The sequence below is a fragment of the Fictibacillus sp. 26RED30 genome (genome assembly GCF_015903845.1).
Classification (GTDB): domain Bacteria; phylum Bacillota; class Bacilli; order Bacillales; family Fictibacillaceae; genus Fictibacillus; species Fictibacillus phosphorivorans.
Map to the genome: position 1 here is coordinate 1,433,582 of NZ_JACZDV010000001.1, position 14,812 is coordinate 1,448,393.

General features: G+C 36.6%; 22 protein-coding genes and 1 riboswitch. Of the genes, 15 read left to right on the forward strand and 7 right to left on the reverse strand.

The genetic code is table 11. From position 1 onward, the window contains the following. Nucleotides 1-161: 161 nt before the first annotated feature. Both IHV11_RS07350 and IHV11_RS07355 read right to left on the reverse strand, forming a co-directional pair. A complete protein-coding gene (locus tag IHV11_RS07350) occupies nt 162-1,085 on the reverse strand; it encodes a S66 peptidase family protein (RefSeq protein WP_197194198.1) in 924 nt (307 codons plus the stop codon). Between the two features lie 111 nt (nt 1,086-1,196). Then, nucleotides 1,197-2,282 (reverse strand): nitric oxide synthase oxygenase, encoded by a 1,086-nt coding sequence (locus tag IHV11_RS07355; protein WP_197194942.1) that lies wholly within the window; start codon nt 2,280-2,282, stop codon nt 1,197-1,199. Nucleotides 2,283-2,398: 116 nt separating this feature from the next. Between IHV11_RS07355 and IHV11_RS07360 the strand changes: the two genes are divergently transcribed. The 4 genes from IHV11_RS07360 (at nt 2,399) to IHV11_RS07375 (ending at nt 5,137) form a co-directional block, all read left to right on the forward strand. Further along, nucleotides 2,399-2,845 carry an NUDIX hydrolase gene (locus tag IHV11_RS07360; RefSeq protein WP_197194943.1) on the forward strand — a complete coding sequence of 149 codons (447 nt, stop codon included), beginning with the start codon at nt 2,399-2,401 and terminating at the stop codon, nt 2,843-2,845. 45 nt (nt 2,846-2,890) lie between these two features. Then, on the forward strand, nt 2,891-3,361 hold the full coding sequence (locus tag IHV11_RS07365; RefSeq protein WP_197194199.1) for an HIT family protein: 471 nt from the start codon (nt 2,891-2,893) through the stop codon (nt 3,359-3,361). Nucleotides 3,362-3,379: 18 nt separating this feature from the next. After that, a complete protein-coding gene (locus IHV11_RS07370; protein ID WP_197194200.1) occupies nt 3,380-3,940 on the forward strand; it encodes a GNAT family N-acetyltransferase in 561 nt (186 codons plus the stop codon). A gap of 60 nt (nt 3,941-4,000) precedes the next feature. Continuing rightward, a riboswitch (purine riboswitch) is annotated at nt 4,001-4,104 on the forward strand. Nucleotides 4,105-4,273: 169 nt separating this feature from the next. After that, the gene (locus IHV11_RS07375) at nt 4,274-5,137 is read left to right on the forward strand and encodes a 5'-methylthioadenosine/S-adenosylhomocysteine nucleosidase (protein WP_197194201.1); all 864 of its coding nucleotides are present in this window, start codon (nt 4,274-4,276) and stop codon (nt 5,135-5,137) included. Nucleotides 5,138-5,175: 38 nt separating this feature from the next. Here IHV11_RS07375 and IHV11_RS07380 read toward each other — a convergent pair whose 3' ends face one another. Next, nucleotides 5,176-5,604, reverse strand: coding sequence for a MarR family winged helix-turn-helix transcriptional regulator (locus IHV11_RS07380; RefSeq protein ID WP_197128060.1), 429 nt, complete (start codon nt 5,602-5,604; stop codon nt 5,176-5,178). Nucleotides 5,605-5,771: 167 nt separating this feature from the next. On the opposite strand from IHV11_RS07380, the gene IHV11_RS07385 reads away from it, so the two are divergent. Then, nucleotides 5,772-7,013 carry an MFS transporter gene (locus IHV11_RS07385; protein ID WP_197194202.1) on the forward strand — a complete coding sequence of 414 codons (1,242 nt, stop codon included), beginning with the start codon at nt 5,772-5,774 and terminating at the stop codon, nt 7,011-7,013. A 291-nt stretch (nt 7,014-7,304) separates the two neighbouring features. On the opposite strand, the gene cyoE is transcribed toward IHV11_RS07385, so the two are convergent. From cyoE to IHV11_RS07405, 4 genes are all read right to left on the reverse strand, one after another. Further along, nucleotides 7,305-8,219 carry a heme o synthase gene (gene cyoE, locus IHV11_RS07390; RefSeq protein WP_191753318.1) on the reverse strand — a complete coding sequence of 305 codons (915 nt, stop codon included), beginning with the start codon at nt 8,217-8,219 and terminating at the stop codon, nt 7,305-7,307. Between the two features lie 195 nt (nt 8,220-8,414). Then, entirely contained in the window at nt 8,415-8,882 is a 468-nt protein-coding gene (locus IHV11_RS07395; protein WP_197194203.1) for a DMT family transporter, read from the reverse strand. Nucleotides 8,883-8,900: 18 nt separating this feature from the next. Continuing rightward, nucleotides 8,901-9,329 (reverse strand): DMT family transporter, encoded by a 429-nt coding sequence (locus IHV11_RS07400; RefSeq protein WP_197190942.1) that lies wholly within the window; start codon nt 9,327-9,329, stop codon nt 8,901-8,903. 63 nt (nt 9,330-9,392) lie between these two features. Next, the gene (locus IHV11_RS07405) at nt 9,393-9,710 is read right to left on the reverse strand and encodes an ArsR/SmtB family transcription factor (RefSeq protein ID WP_197128055.1); all 318 of its coding nucleotides are present in this window, start codon (nt 9,708-9,710) and stop codon (nt 9,393-9,395) included. A gap of 128 nt (nt 9,711-9,838) precedes the next feature. Here IHV11_RS07405 and IHV11_RS07410 point away from each other — a divergent pair, with 128 nt between their 5' ends. The 10 genes from IHV11_RS07410 (at nt 9,839) to IHV11_RS07455 (ending at nt 14,807) form a co-directional block, all read left to right on the forward strand. Further along, on the forward strand, nt 9,839-10,096 hold the full coding sequence (locus IHV11_RS07410) for a hypothetical protein (protein WP_197194204.1): 258 nt from the start codon (nt 9,839-9,841) through the stop codon (nt 10,094-10,096). 167 nt (nt 10,097-10,263) lie between these two features. Continuing rightward, nucleotides 10,264-10,614 carry a YwqH-like family protein gene (locus IHV11_RS07415; protein ID WP_197194205.1) on the forward strand — a complete coding sequence of 117 codons (351 nt, stop codon included), beginning with the start codon at nt 10,264-10,266 and terminating at the stop codon, nt 10,612-10,614. A 23-nt stretch (nt 10,615-10,637) separates the two neighbouring features. Further along, on the forward strand, nt 10,638-10,913 hold the full coding sequence (locus IHV11_RS07420) for a YwqI/YxiC family protein (RefSeq protein WP_197194206.1): 276 nt from the start codon (nt 10,638-10,640) through the stop codon (nt 10,911-10,913). Between the two features lie 17 nt (nt 10,914-10,930). Beyond that, entirely contained in the window at nt 10,931-12,298 is a 1,368-nt protein-coding gene (locus tag IHV11_RS07425; protein ID WP_197194207.1) for an LXG domain-containing protein, read from the forward strand. Nucleotides 12,299-12,318: 20 nt separating this feature from the next. Beyond that, nucleotides 12,319-13,029, forward strand: a complete 711-nt coding sequence (locus IHV11_RS07430) for a hypothetical protein (RefSeq protein ID WP_197194208.1) — start codon at nt 12,319-12,321, stop codon at nt 13,027-13,029. A gap of 94 nt (nt 13,030-13,123) precedes the next feature. Further along, a complete protein-coding gene (locus IHV11_RS07435) occupies nt 13,124-13,390 on the forward strand; it encodes a DUF4176 domain-containing protein (protein WP_197194209.1) in 267 nt (88 codons plus the stop codon). Nucleotides 13,391-13,515: 125 nt separating this feature from the next. After that, nucleotides 13,516-13,761: a hypothetical protein gene (locus IHV11_RS07440; protein WP_197194210.1), complete on the forward strand. Its 246-nt coding sequence runs from the start codon at nt 13,516-13,518 to the stop codon at nt 13,759-13,761. A 61-nt stretch (nt 13,762-13,822) separates the two neighbouring features. Continuing rightward, nucleotides 13,823-14,239, forward strand: a complete 417-nt coding sequence (locus IHV11_RS07445; RefSeq protein ID WP_312035196.1) for a MarR family winged helix-turn-helix transcriptional regulator — start codon at nt 13,823-13,825, stop codon at nt 14,237-14,239. Further along, a complete protein-coding gene (locus tag IHV11_RS07450; protein ID WP_197194211.1) occupies nt 14,230-14,577 on the forward strand; it encodes a DUF3147 family protein in 348 nt (115 codons plus the stop codon). The genes IHV11_RS07445 and IHV11_RS07450 overlap by 10 nt, the downstream gene beginning before the upstream one ends. A 35-nt stretch (nt 14,578-14,612) precedes the next feature. After that, nucleotides 14,613-14,807, forward strand: coding sequence for a DNA-binding protein (locus tag IHV11_RS07455; protein ID WP_197194212.1), 195 nt, complete (start codon nt 14,613-14,615; stop codon nt 14,805-14,807). Nucleotides 14,808-14,812 lie beyond the last annotated feature (5 nt).

Sequence of the window (14,812 nt, forward strand, 5' to 3'; positions counted from 1 at the left end):
GAGTGTTTTCTCTAGCAATTGATAAAACAATTAAACACAAGGCTACTTTCTGTCGAGGAGTAGCCTTGTGTTTTTTAAAAAACTATATTCAAATAGTTGGAGGATATTAAATAAGTTCAATCTACTCATTCAAGTAATAAGCCTAAGAATGAGAAATTTATTTATTGAATAACCGTCGGCTCCATAACAGTCAAAGTACGATTCACTGTATTCATGTTCACATTTACACCTAGTGGAATCGCCGCTTTATAATAGCCGTGAGCACTTGTTATATTGGTCATGAGTGGTTTGCCGAGTGGAACAAGAAATTCATCGATTACATTTTCAAATGTTACTCCATATGCAGGTTCACATTTTGTACATTCTCCTATGATGATTCCGATACAATCTTCAAATTTACCTGCGAGCTTTAAGTGGCTTAAATATCTATAGACGGTGTTTACGGGCTCGTGAGTTTCTTCAAGAAATAATATTTTACCCTTTGTGTCAATTTCATAAGGTGTGCCTAAACAATCTACGAACGATGTTAGGTTTCCACCTACAATAACTCCTGTAACGTTGCCTGCAACTTTACTTACAAGCGGAATATTTGATGGATTCATGATCTGCCATGGTGCAGTTGTTCGGGTGATGCTATTAAAGAATTGATTGAAATTATAAGAAGGAGTACCGGAACGAAAATCTAAGAGCATCAAGCTTTGAAACGTAACGAGATCCGATAGTTGATACAGCACATTTATGAGAATGGTTATATCACTGTAACCTGAGATGATCTTTGGATTGGTTCTGATAATATTGTAATCGAGATAGGGTAGAATGCCTGCTACTCCCACACCACCTCGCGTTGGAAGAATCATTTTCACCTGATCGTTCTGAAACATCTTCATCAAATCTGAAGCACGTTGCTGTGGGGTTCCTGACAAGAAACCATTCGTCGCGTATACATAGTCTCCTACAATCACCTGAAAACCCATATTTTTTAACATTGTGATTCCTTGATTAATAATGTTCGCTTCGAGCGGGCTACCCAATGTTACAATTCCAATAGTATCGCCTTGCTTTAATTGCTGCGGTTTGATCGACATCCTAACAGCTCCTTTCGGAGAACCGAAATCCTATAAGCTATTATATTGGGTATTAGCAAATCGTATGAAAAAACGTCCAGAAAACACGTTCTGAACGTTTTGTTATATCGTCTATTTTTCTTTCGAATACGGTTTAGGCTGGTAAAAATAATTGGGTTTTACGATATCATTTTTGTAAGGTTTATGAAAAATGTGAGTTGTTGCAGGACTCATAGGTGGAATGAGCCACGCCCAGTTACCCGTTACATTTCGGCCACTCTCTGACTCTTTTTCTTCGAACTTTTTGAACTGTTGAGCTGCCGTATGGTGATCTACGATACTAACACCATCTTCTCGGAAGGAATGAAGCACTGCAATGTTTAACTCCACAAGCGCTTTATCTTTCCATAAAGAGATCGAACTTTTCGTATCTATGCCCATGCATGAAGCAATCTGTGGAAGCATATTGTAACGATCTTCATCAGCTAGATTTCTTGCACCGATCTCTGTCCCCATATACCATCCATTGAAAGGAGCTGCCGTGTAACGGAGCCCGCCAATCTCTAAAGCCATATCTGAAATGAGGGGAACACCGTACCATTTTAGTTGAAGATCTTGAAACCATTCAAATTCAGGGTGACGTATCTCTACTTCTAGCGTTGAAGACTTTGGAAGTTCAAATAACTTAGGAACGTTATCATTTACTTGAATTACAATGGGCAAGATATCAAATTTTCCGTATTTGGGTTCCCAACCGAGCTCTATGCACTTTTCAGTAAATTCAACAGATGATGGATCTCCAATAATTCCAGCTTCTGTCTGATACCCAGCATATCGAATCAATTGATGATTCCATATTCGGACATGGTGTTTCTTAGTTTGGGGAGGAAAAATGGTTATTGTTGGCCGAATTCGTCCATGGTTAGTCGCATAGTTCATGTGCTCTACGATTGCCATAAAGATTTCTTCTTCTGTTTCAACATGTCTTTGATCGAACGTGGTCATCTGGTCCCAAAACAATCTTCCGATACATCGATTGCTGTTTCTCCACGCTACTTTTGCGCCGTAATCAATTTCAAATGCTAAGTGACTGTATGTACCTATTAACTCAATTTCTTGTGCGATTTCTGAAATTCGATCATCAATCTCAATCTGCGTTCTATTTAATTCCTGATAACAGGAAGTGATAAATTCTGTTGCTTCTTGTAAAAGATTCATTTCCAAAATAAAGCCCCCAACAAAAATAAGTGTATTATTATAATAGCCTAGTTTTCGAAGAATTACCGCTTGTAAGTGTTACAAAAATAGAACATGCAGGAGGAGAGTTGATGGGAATGAGAGCGCCTTACCAGGTTTTGGTTATTCCTTTTGTATTTAGAGAACTTGATATTGAATATGCAATTTTACAACGTTCAGATATGGGTTACTGGCAAGCGATTGCTGGTGGCGGGGAAATGGGTGAAACCCCTGAACAGTCTGCAAGGAGAGAAGCCTTTGAAGAAACAGGTCTAGGTGAAGATTGCGGGTTAATCCATTTAGATTCAAAAACTTCTTTGCCAGTAGAACACGTAGTAGGTCACTTTCTTTGGGGTGAAGAAGTGTTCGTTATACCTGAGTATTCATTTGGTTTAGAAGTCTATGATCAGAAATTGAATCTATCGAAAGAACACACTGCCTACAAATGGGTTAGCTATGAAGAAGCTGTCTCCGCTTTAAAGTGGGATAGCAACAAAACGGCGCTATGGGAACTACATACAAGATTAAACAAAATAAACAGTTAAAAGGAAAATTATGTTAAACTATGAAAGTTGAAGGAGGTCATAAGAATGACTCATACAGGTTGTTTAATATGTGAACGGATTGAGATGATCAATAACAGAACAAATCCTTATTTTGTAGCAGAGCTAGAGACAGGTTTCGTCGTGATTGGAGATCATCAATATTTTAAAGGGTATACGCTATTTCTTTCAAAACAACATAAGACAGAACTGCATTTTTTAGAGTCAGATATGAAGAAGACATTCTTAAATGAGATGAGTTTAGTAGCTGAAGCGGTTTATAACGCGTTTAATGCTGAAAAACTAAACTATGAATTATTAGGAAATGGTGATTCACATCTTCACTGGCATTTGTTTCCTCGAAGAGAAAACGACTCACCTGTTAAAGGTCCTGTATGGTGGGTAGATAGAGAAGAGATGTTTGCAGATGAAATAAGACCGTCTCAAGATGAGTTGGAAGAAATGAAGAACCGTTTGTATGCCGAACTAAGCAAATTGATTTCTGTGACAATTCGTTAAAGAAAGGACATGAATGACATGAGTGATCATCCTATAATTGAAACGAACCGCTTGATCTTAAGGAAGGTAACTCTGGATGATGCGAAGGATATGTTTTCTTATCTATCGGACTCTGAAGTTGTAAATCATATGGGCCTCGAACCTTACCAAACAGTCGAGGATGTACATGGAGAAATAGAATGGTATCAATCAATTTTAGAAGCAAAAACAGGGATAAGGTGGGGAATCACGTTAAAAAGTTCAGATACAATCATTGGAAGCTGTGGATTTCTAAATAGGACACAAAAGCATTTTCGAACAGAAGTTGGATTTGAACTGAATAGAGAATATTGGGGTAAGGGTATTGCACAAGAAGCGTTGCAAGCTGTTGTTATACATGGATTTCAACACATGGAACTGGAAAGGATTGAAGCACTGATTGAACCTGATAATTTCCCATCACAAAAACTAGTAGAGAATATAGGTTTTGTTAAAGAAGGATTGCTCAGACATTATGAATTTACGTGTGGCAAATTTGATGATCTTCTCATCTATTCATTGCTTAAAGAAGATGAAATCCGAACATTAATTAAATTATGATTAAAAATGTTAAGTTTTATGTTGAAAACGAAACGAATTATTGTTATATTATCAAAGTAACATACATAAAAACGAATTACTCGTATATGCTCGGTAATATGGTCTGAGTGTTTCTACCCGGTTCCCAATGAAAGAACTGGACTACGAGTTGAAGTAACAGGTTGAGTAGTTATACTTATAAAAAATAAGTATGCCAGCCATTGATTTAGCAAATTTCCTTTGCTTAATGATACTTTGACTCTGTCGGTCTAGAGGTAGAACATATCTACATTCTCTAGGCTATTTTTATTGCGTATATACGTGTAATCCGTGACATCTGGAGGGTAATATACAATGAAGAAATACGGATTATTAGCAATCGCAGCAGTTTTATTTTTATCTGCATTAGCTGGGTTTAATTTCAACCAAACAGCATCCGGAAAAGGAAAAGTAAAACGTCCGATCATCATTCAAGGACCAATGCCGATTGAGGCTGAGAATTTTGCAAAGCGCTTAAAGAACGTTAAAGAAGAAACGTCTGGGAACTTTGTTTTCTATAAAGGAACACTGAATAACTATCCGGTAATTGTGGCCAAAACAGGTAAGGGTATGGAAAACACAGCAGCAGCTACTGCTATTGCAATCGAAAAATATAAACCTGCAGCTATCATCAATCAAGGTACATCTGGTGGACATGATCCAAGCTTAAACGTATTTGATATCGTATTAGGAAAAAGAACGGTAAATCTTGGGTCTTTAAAGACACCTCATAAAGAAGCGAATGAAGGGATACACCCTACATCATGGATTCCTATGGACTTGATGGCATCAGAAGGTAGTGCTGGGGAAGATCCGAATGCGGAAAAAGCACGTTTCTTTGAAGGTGATGCAAAGCTGTTAAAAGCTGCTCACGCAGTGAAAGATAAGTATACAAAAGGAAAAGTTGTAGAGGGTACGATCGGTTCTGCAGACGTTTGGAACAATGAAGTTGACCGTATCAAATGGTTCCATGAGAACTTTGGAACTTCTGTTGAAGAGATGGAAGGTGCATCAGCAGCACAAATCTCAAAAGCTTATGATGTGGCATTCCTCGGTATCCGTGTCCTTTCCAACAATAAAACCAACGGTGGCCAATACGATCCTACAACAGCAGCTGCTAATCAAGACTATGTTTATGAAGTTGTAAAAGAATACATCTCCATGAAAAAAGGTAAATAAGGATAAGGAAAACCCCGCTAAACATGCTTTAGCGGGGTTTATTTTTCTAAAATAGCCTTATTAAATTTTTTTAGGAGATGACCAAACTGTTTGCGTTCTTCCTCCGTCCAATCAACTGTAAGTACTTCAAAACGATCAAGCCGAGCTTTTTTATACTCATTAAAATCTACAGTCCCTGATTCTGTTAACTGTAGAAAGTAAGCACGACGATCCACATGATCTGGAACTTTGTACACATATCCTTTTTTCTCAAGTGAAGCAGCTTGTCTACTGACTGTAGAGGTATCTAGCTGCAAGTTATCAGCGAGCGTCTTAACTCCAAGAGGGCCATGAACAGACAGTTGATGCAGAAGGAGATAGGCTGATCTGTCAAGATTACCGATTTTATTTTTGGATGTGATCGAAGTGACGCGCCTTACAAGCACGGCCATCTCAAGTTCGATCTTTTCAAGTATGGGATTCTTCATCGTATTTGCCACCTTTACATTCAAAACTCTATCAACATAATAACCGATTAGAACATGTTTCAACAACAGGATGTGGGTTTGACAGCAAAGTAGTTGTATTATACAATCATATAGTTGTATTATACAATAAATTGTAGTCATAATAAAATTGAAAAGGAGATGTGAGAATGTCATCAAGCACACAAAGTGTTGGCGGCGCTAAGGTTTCAGGAGTTACGCTTGATAAACAAAGTTTATTTCATCAGCCGATTTCCGTATGGGCTGTTTTTTTCGCTTGTATAACAGCTTTCATGGGGATGGGATTGGTCAATCCTGTTTTACCTTCTATCGCTGAAAATCTTCAAGCATCACCAAGTGAAGTGACGTTACTTTATACGAGTTATAATGCAGTGATGGCTTTTGCCATGCTTATAACGAGTAGCGTGTCTTCTAGACTTGGCAATAAAGGAACTCTCTTGGCAGGGGTCTTCATTATTGCGACAGTATCCGCACTAGGAGGATTTGCTGATAACATATGGACACTAGTTGGTCTTCGTGCAGGTTGGGGATTAGGTAATGCTCTGTTTGTAGCAACTGCATTAGCTGCGATCGTATCCCTTTCGAACAGCGGTACTGCTAAGGCTATTATTTTGTATGAAGCAGCGGTTGGTTTAGGAATCTCAATCGGACCTCTACTCGGAGGTACCTTAGGTAGTATTTCGTGGAGATCGCCTTTCATAGGAGTTTCGACTCTTATGATTCTTGCATTCATGATACTGTTGGTATTGATGCCTAAACCGAATGCGCAGTTAGCTGTGAAAAAGAAAAAAACACCGTTATCTGCTCCGTTTAAAGCGATGAAGCATCGTTCGCTCTTAGTACTCGGAATCGTTGCGGCACTGTATAACATTGGTTTTTTCACGATCATGGCTTACGCACCATTTGTTCTAGGGTTACATCCGAAGGGACTAGGTTATGTGTTCTTAGGTTGGGGAACTTTGCTAGCGATCACATCCGTATTTATGGCACCAAAGCTAGAAAGAACATTTGGAACGGTAAAATCTATGGCAATCATGCTGTTCTTATTTGTGGCTGACCTTGTAATTATGGGATTATTCACTTCGACTCAATGGGTTATCATTTCAGCGATCGTTTTTGCTGGAGCAATTTTGGGGAATACGAATACCTTAATTACAACAGCTGTTATGGAAGCAGCACCTGTTGAGCGATCGACAGCATCTGCAGCGTATAGCTTTTTGCGGTTTTTAGGAGCGGCGATCTCTCCTTACACGGCGGCAAAACTAGCAGAGATCTTCAATCCACATCTACCGTTTTATGTAGCTGCTGGTTTCGTGTTTTTATCAATCATCTTCATCGGTTGGAACTACAAACATCTAGCGCATGTAGATCGAATGGATACGGCGCATTAAAAAATAGTAGCGAAAAAGCCTGCTCCAATAGTTGGAGCAGGCTTTTATGTGGTGGATAAACGAATCCAGGAGTTTAAGGGATTAATCCACGAGTTTTGATTCTGAATCCAAAAGTTTGTGCAGTTTATCCTCGAGTTTTGGTCCTGAATCCAAAAGTTTATGCAGTTTATTCTCTAGTCTACAATCCTCGACACCATTCGACTTTAATGGTCGTTTCCAAGCACTTACAGCTCAGTCAAAATAAGAGGACCAACAAATGAAAAAGGTACGGAGCAATTCCGAACCTTTTTTCTAATTTAATATAAAAATACCAACCAACGAGTAGACGATGACTGTTGAAAACAGGATCGTCATGTGGATTAGAGAATAGATAAAGAGCAGCTTTGCCCATTTCTCAGAATCCTTGTTTTTTTTGTAGCCATAGATGCTCAATACGAGCCAACCCACGTTCATAAGAAGAGCAACTAGCGTTAACCCTAAGCTTAATGGCAGGAACAAAAAGCTCGTTAAACTTAATAACACTAGATAGATGTTTGTTTGTGTATAGGTTCTTTTAACACCTTTTACAACAGGGAGCATCGGTATACGAGCTGCCTTATATTCATCGTGTCGGCGAATGGCGATGGCATAAAAGTGAGGCATCTGCCAGATGACCTGAATGATGAACAGTGCGGCAATCGCGGGGTGTGCAAGCGTCCCTGTCATTGCTGCCCAACCAATAAGGGGAGGCATCGCACCTGAAATACTGCCTACCTCAGTGTTATAAATCGTTCTTCGTTTCGTCCACATCGTATAAGGAACGACATAAAAGAAAAGACCTAAGAAACCTAGTAATGCCGCAAGCGGTGTGGTGAACGCTAGAGCGATAATACCAAGCACAGCCATAATGCCAGCGAGTGTAATCGCAAATTTTGTATCGATCTCACCAGTAACCGTAGGTCTGCTCTTCGTTCTCTCCATGATTGCATCAATATCGCGGTCATATACATTATTTAACGTACCAGCTGCACCTATTACTAAAATGGTTCCGATCAATGCGAATACAACATCAAGTAACTTAGTGCCAGGATCGATATCGTACGTATATAATGCCAGCGTAAGTCCGGCAAACATAGGAACGAGGTTAGATTTAATGATTCCCGTTTTCACAGTTTGTGACAGAATCGCTGACCGTTTTTGTTTTTCTACTTTCAACGTTTTTTCCATACTATAAGACACCATCTTCACAATAATTCTCTCTCTATATTATCCATATAGTGTAACCTTAAATCCACTTCTATTAAAGCACTAAATGAATTCCCAGTTCAAATAATAGAACACCTCAAGACACTTTACACAACGGTTTTGTGAACGTTCTGTGAGGTTTATGTGATAGAAATGTGATACAAACGCTTACGTAGCTTATAATCGCATCGTTTCATTACTTTGCTTTTTATTACCGATATATATAAAACGAAGTGCAATGAACATCAAAAGAATCGCGAGCATGCGTTCCCAAGTGAAGGGAACGGATAGTCCTCCAAAAAATCCAAAATGGTCGATAACCATACCCGCGGTAAGCTGTCCAATGACGGTACCAATGTTAGTAGCGATGACACCAATGCGTGGTACAGAAACTACTGTTAAAAATAAGTAACCAACTCCGAACCAAACGGCTGCAAGCTGCCACTTAGGCGCTTCAAAGACCTTTAAGATGTTACCTTCACCAAAGAAAAGAATAAGAATGGCTAGAAGGAGTGCACCTGAGAAAAATGTTAAAAACGCAGCTTCGTACGTACCGGATTTTCTGCTAAATGCTCCATTAATAGAGGATTGAGCACTAAGGAGCACACCGCCTATGACTGATCCAAGAAGTATTAATATGTTCATGTTGATATCCCTTCTTTCTTAAAAAATGAGCAGCAGTGAGATGGTCATGAGCGATACTGCAATAAGTTTTTCTTTGTTAACGGAAGCCTTTGAACTCCCTAACCAGCCCTTGTGCTCGATAAGTATACTCATAGCAATCTGACCGATGATAACAGAAATCATAGCAATGCCTACACCAACAATCGGTATCGCTATGATTAAGATTGTCAGATAGATGGTACCTAGAACTCCTCCAGAAAGTTCCCATTTAGGAGCTTGAAACGTATAGCTTAGAGAACCTTTACCTAAGAACAGAACGACGATTCCAAGTATAATGGCACCAACAAAAAAGTTGTAAAAGCTGCTTTCTAATTTTCCGATTGTTTTTCCAAGCTCGCCGTATATCGCCCCTTCAACACTTAGCGAAACACCAGCAAGTAATGCTAAAAGATAAGTCCATATTTTCATAAACAAAACTCCTTCATATTTACATATTTAAAATTATCGATATAAAAACAAAAAAAGAAGAACCTATAATTCTTCTTTTAAATAGGTGGCTAACTCTTGTATGTTTTTTTCATTTCTCCGATAGTACGTCCATTTGCCGTGACGATCTGATTCCAGCAAACCAGCTTTCTGCATCATCGATAAATATTGGGATACAGTGGATTGCGAAAGATTCGCTTTTTCCTGTATATCTCCCACACAAATACCGCCTTTCTCATTAATCGTTTTTGATAGATGAGCAGTAGGTTTATCAAAGTGTTGATGTGGATCTTTGAGCCATTTCAGAATATCGAGACGAATGTCGTTGGAAAGCGCCTTAAATACATCGATTGGATTGTTCATGTTTTAAACTCTAATCGGTTTTTCTCGATATGTCAATTTGTTAACACTCCTGAAAATTGGAAAAAATGAAACATATCGGAAATATGAATCGTATTATTAAGTAGAAACCAAATAGGAGGGAAGTAAAGATGGAATCCATTTTATCCGTTCTTATCCTCATAACGTTGATATTCTCCATTACATACGTCATACGGCAAAGGCGAGATCAAGGAATTACAGGTCTGAGGACAGCATTAACATCAATCTGTTTTTTCTTAATCGCGATAGTTAATCTTTTAGCCTACTGGTTTGATTTCCTTGGGATATGGAGCTGGGGAACTTCGGTTGTTCTTTTACTGTTAGGTGCTTATTTTACTAAATACTTAAGAAAAGTTGAACAAGTTTAAGTGTATTCATAATCACACTTGAAATTAAAACGTTCTTACTACTAGAAAAATATTGAAATAAGGTTTAAAGTCCTAATTTTGAAGGGTATTTGTAAAAGTAGAAAAAATATCCAATTAATTGTGATATAGTGCCTATATCAATATTTAATGTAAGGCGGTGAAATTTCATGGATGCTTATTTATCATCCCTATATAGTTCGTTAAGGATTAAAGAGGAACAGTTGGAACGCTTGATTAGATGTCAAAGTGAAATGCAACAATATCAACAAGCATTTCAGAATGATAAATACCACTGTTTAAATCCTGAATTATCTTCTGTAACTTGGACTGGAATGCTAGCAAATCAATTTGAGGATATTCGAGAAAATAGGATGTTGATAGAGTACGAAGATATGGAAAATAATCAATTTGAATCTGTTTTTAATGCAATTAGTAACAAAATAATGGATATTCAATCTGAGATTAAATCTATTCAGGATTCAATTTCTGCTGCTAAACAAACTATTATAAAAAGCTAACGTATTCTAAAGGAGTGATTACCTTGGGTGAAATCAGAATTAAATATAGTGATGTTGAAGAGTCTTTGTCCAAAATACAATCTGCTGTTCAATCATTTCGGCCCAATATACCTACATCTACTGGAGAAGGAAATGTTTTAGATTCAATAGACAAATTAAATAGCTTAAATCTTATTCTCCAACAAACTTTAATAACTTATCAACAATTAATTATTAAGAATTTAGAAGGTACTCAAAAATCTGTAAAAATGATGCAAGAGACCGATGAGGTACTAGTAACAACTATGATACAAAGGTAAGGAGGATATGGAAATTAATGAAAACGCTTGATGCAGATTCCCTGTACAAAGGGGTACATGAGTTAGATTTAAACTTGTCTAGTTTTACAGATCAGTTAAGACAAATTCAATCAGCAATAAATGAACTTGTTTCTTTAGAAGATTCTTTAAAAGGAAAAGGAGGTACCTCAATTAGGGCATTCTTCCAAGATTGTCATGAGCCATTTCTTACCTTTTGTATTTCATGTTTAACGAACTACGGAAACACATTAAAGAATATTGAAAGTGCGTTAACATCTCTAGACGCTTCACCTAATGCATTTATCAGGCAAAGTTTTTTAGAAAATGAGTTAACAAACGGCTTGCGGAAAGTAAAAGAAAATACAATTGAATTAACTCAAGATGCCAATCAAAGCATGCAAAGTGTAAGTGATATCGTCTTTCTTCCTAGGCTAAACGAATTAGAGTTTGTGAATCAAGTAGAAGAGGCTAACAGATCATCTATTCAAACAATAGAGAAATTAGTAGAGTTTGACTTAATGCAAACCAATGCTCTTAGTTCTATTGAACAACAAATACTTAAAATGAACCAATTCATTGAACAAATTCAATCAATGTTTCAAAGCGGTCAACTAAGTCTAGCTAGTTATAAACCTGGTCAATTGTGGAGCCAGAATAAATCTGAAGTAGGGAATGGAAATTCAAAATCAAAAGAATCAAAGCTTAAAAATCCAGTAAAAGATAAAGAATTAGAGTGGTGGGAAAAGGAACTACCAGGTGATGATCCAAGGGCAGTACTTGATTTATCTGCTCCTGTAAATTCCGCAGGTAATGCGTTTGGAACTTTAACAGAAGGAGCAGCGTTTGCGAAGTCTGCTTATAATACTCAAGTAAAAGGGTTCGGTATTTCAAAACATAATGATAACTTTCACGTAAAAAATGGAAAAGTAGAGAATATTAAAGGTAAAAAATATCATAAAAATTGGATTGATTCACAAATAAAAAGAGGAAATACACCTGAGATAGCTAAACATGTTAAGCCAGGATCTATAGTAAAAAGCACTATGAAGGGTGGACTTTCATGGTTAGGAGTGGGTATAACAACTACTGAAAATGCATATGAAAATATAAAGAACGATGAATCAACATCTAAAATTGTAGGTGATGCTGGTGTAGATGTAGGTCTTGGTGCAGTATCACTGGGCACAGGCGCAGTTTTTGTTTCTGCAGTAGTTGCTTCTGGTGGAACGGTACTTGTGGCTGCAGCTGCTGGTCTAATTATTTCTTCGGCTATAACTTTTGCGTTTGAAGGAATAAAAACAGGAAAAGATAAAAAAAGTGCTTCTGATAAAATAAAAGATGGAGTTCAAAAAGGCGTCAAAACAATTGCTAGTTGGTTCAAATAAATTATTAGGTGGTTTTGGGGTTGAAAATTGATGAAAACATTAAATTTAGAAATTTACCTGATGCATTCAAAGAACATTTAACATTCTTTGCATCATTTCAAATAAAACAAATAATAGGGGCATTCACGTTTATTGGGCTTGATTTAGTTATTATTATGCCCTTACTTTTCCCGTATATTGAGGAGGTGTTATTTGTAACCCTTCCCTTAATTCTCCTTATTAATGTTTGGGCAATACGGTTATTAATCAAAAAAACATCTGAAACTGAATTTGAGAGTTTGCTATATTTAGGATTTTTAGGTGCTGTAGGATCGTTCTGCTATTTCGTTCTAACCCAAAAAATGAGTTATTGGTTATTAAATATTAATACTCCTTTATATTACGTAATTTCATTTGTTTCATATGTTTTTTTAATTCTCGTTTTCATTTATCAAAAAAATAAAAAGTTCTCCACTATTCAAATGGATGTTAAAAAGAATAAAAACAGTTTGATCTCGAAGAAAGCACTAAATTGGTCAGTACCAGCTGGATATATAATTGTTCATATTCTACTGAACCAATCATCTGTTTTGCTTCATACTTATATGGTAATTATGTACTCAGGGCTTTTGATATTTTTTACAGATATTTCAGTGAAGTTTTTCCATAGATACTTGTTTATGAAATCAAATATACACTTAGTGAAGCTGTCAAAGCTAAAGACTTCAAAATTAAATGCAAAAAAAATCTGATATTAAACTTCAATTTTACCTTCACATATAATCTCTTAAATTATGAATATAGTGGCATAGTCTAGATAGATTTAATAGCTAAGGAGATAAGTTAATGAAAATACAAAACCTTTTACCTAATGGATCAATAGTATTACTTACAGGTGGAAATAAAAAATTAATGATTTATGGCAGAAAACAACTTGTTATTGATGAAAAAGAAGAACAATATGATTATATTTCTGTTCCTTATCCTGAGGGACACATCAATGAAGAACATACATATGTTTTTAACCATTCAGATATTGAAGAAATTATTTTTAGAGGATATGAGAATGAAGAGGAACAAGAATTTCAATTAGTATTAAACTCAGTAAATTAATAGTTGATAATACTAGAATTAGATCATTCATGTATTTGAATGATCTATTATTATTTATTTAAGAATTATTTCTTTATGAAAACCGACATTGGTTTAGTGAAAATAAACGAAAGGTGACCTAATTAATGAGAAAACATATGGGCATCGCATCTATACTAATCCTTTTAACCACCTTACTTATTTTACAATTCGTCATTGAGAACCGATTAAGTGAAATTGGTTTTATCATCCTTTTAGTCGGGGTACTTTTAGCATTTATAACAGCTTTCATTAGTACGAAAGGTTTCTGGCGTTCAACTGCATTCAGCGGTATCGGTTTGTTCTTAGTTATCTTTATTTTTGGAGTTTTATCTTTCATCGGAGTAATATAACCCTTCTTTTATATCGTGTTATAAGATGTAATCTTAATAAACGATGTAAAAAGAGGTGCTTATCTTGTTTAGTCCGTCAAAGTTAAATCAATATTGGACAGACATCTATTTTCATTTACATTATCCACATGGTGAGAAAATAACTCATCAAATGGTACGGATTCTACAATTGATTGATAAAAAAGAGAGGGTAGTTGTAAATGATGTAGCGACTCATCTCGATATCTCTCACAATACCGCGTCTGAGCATGTAAAGCGGATGATTCAGAAAAATTATATAGAAAAGAAACGTGATCAGGAGGATGAAAGAAAAGTCATTCTTCGGTTAACCGATTGTGGCACAATCGTACTTCATGAGAACACGAGTCTTGATGAAGAAAAGTTGAATCATATTTTTAGTAGTATGGATGAAGTTGAAAAGGAGTTAATCTCAAAGGCATTCAAACTCCTAAGTGAGCGTGCAAAATCATGTATGTAGTTATGAAAATTTTAATTTCTGCAGGAGTTATAGCAGCTGTTACCGAAATTGCTAGAAGGTTTCCTAGTTTTGGTGGGGTGGTGGCTGCTCTTCCACTTGTCAGTTTGTTAAGCATCATTTGGCTTTATGTACAAGGAGAGCCAACCAAAGCGTTAAGCAAATTTGCTCTTGGCGTTCTATGGGGATTTCCGGCGACTGCCGTTTTATTAGTGATTGTATATATTTCATTAAAGCACTCATTATCATTAATCACCTGTTTAGGTTTAGGTATAAGCGGTTGGTTTCTATGTATTTTGCTTCAAGAGGTAGCTATAAAGTTCATAAAAACGATTATCTGATTACCAGACATTTAATTCCGTAAAGAGGTGAAAGTATGCAAAATACAAATCTCCCCACAAAATTAGGAAAACCCGCTGAAAGAGCTTTGACATCTGCAGGCATATCTTCAATCGAGCAACTTACAGATTGGAGGGAATCAGATCTTAAGAAATTACACGGAATAGGTCCGAAAGCGATGGGACAACTTCTTGCTGCACTGCATGAAAGAGGACTGTCTTTTAAGAAATAACACAG

Bases quoted from the DNA above. Each gene is read 5' to 3' on its own strand.
- IHV11_RS07440 (WP_197194210.1), top strand. From the start codon at position 13,516: ATGAGAAAACATATGGGCATCGCATCTATACTAATCCTTTTAACCACC.
- IHV11_RS07435 (WP_197194209.1), top strand. From the start codon at position 13,124: ATGAAAATACAAAACCTTTTACCTAATGGATCAATAGTATTACTTACA.
- IHV11_RS07425 (WP_197194207.1), top strand. From the start codon at position 10,931: ATGAAAACGCTTGATGCAGATTCCCTGTACAAAGGGGTACATGAGTTA.
- IHV11_RS07410 (WP_197194204.1), top strand. From the start codon at position 9,839: ATGGAATCCATTTTATCCGTTCTTATCCTCATAACGTTGATATTCTCC.
- IHV11_RS07450 (WP_197194211.1), top strand. From the start codon at position 14,230: ATGTATGTAGTTATGAAAATTTTAATTTCTGCAGGAGTTATAGCAGCT.
- IHV11_RS07400 (WP_197190942.1), bottom strand. From the start codon at position 9,329: ATGAAAATATGGACTTATCTTTTAGCATTACTTGCTGGTGTTTCGCTA.
- IHV11_RS07385 (WP_197194202.1), top strand. From the start codon at position 5,772: ATGTCATCAAGCACACAAAGTGTTGGCGGCGCTAAGGTTTCAGGAGTT.
- IHV11_RS07405 (WP_197128055.1), bottom strand. From the start codon at position 9,710: ATGAACAATCCAATCGATGTATTTAAGGCGCTTTCCAACGACATTCGT.
- IHV11_RS07455 (WP_197194212.1), top strand. From the start codon at position 14,613: ATGCAAAATACAAATCTCCCCACAAAATTAGGAAAACCCGCTGAAAGA.
- IHV11_RS07380 (WP_197128060.1), bottom strand. From the start codon at position 5,604: ATGAAGAATCCCATACTTGAAAAGATCGAACTTGAGATGGCCGTGCTT.
- IHV11_RS07365 (WP_197194199.1), top strand. From the start codon at position 2,891: ATGACTCATACAGGTTGTTTAATATGTGAACGGATTGAGATGATCAAT.
- IHV11_RS07375 (WP_197194201.1), top strand. From the start codon at position 4,274: ATGAAGAAATACGGATTATTAGCAATCGCAGCAGTTTTATTTTTATCT.
- IHV11_RS07355 (WP_197194942.1), bottom strand. From the start codon at position 2,282: ATGAATCTTTTACAAGAAGCAACAGAATTTATCACTTCCTGTTATCAG.
- IHV11_RS07350 (WP_197194198.1), bottom strand. From the start codon at position 1,085: ATGTCGATCAAACCGCAGCAATTAAAGCAAGGCGATACTATTGGAATT.
- IHV11_RS07360 (WP_197194943.1), top strand. From the start codon at position 2,399: ATGAGAGCGCCTTACCAGGTTTTGGTTATTCCTTTTGTATTTAGAGAA.
- cyoE (WP_191753318.1), bottom strand. From the start codon at position 8,219: ATGGAAAAAACGTTGAAAGTAGAAAAACAAAAACGGTCAGCGATTCTG.
- IHV11_RS07370 (WP_197194200.1), top strand. From the start codon at position 3,380: ATGAGTGATCATCCTATAATTGAAACGAACCGCTTGATCTTAAGGAAG.
- IHV11_RS07395 (WP_197194203.1), bottom strand. From the start codon at position 8,882: ATGAACATATTAATACTTCTTGGATCAGTCATAGGCGGTGTGCTCCTT.
- IHV11_RS07415 (WP_197194205.1), top strand. From the start codon at position 10,264: ATGGATGCTTATTTATCATCCCTATATAGTTCGTTAAGGATTAAAGAG.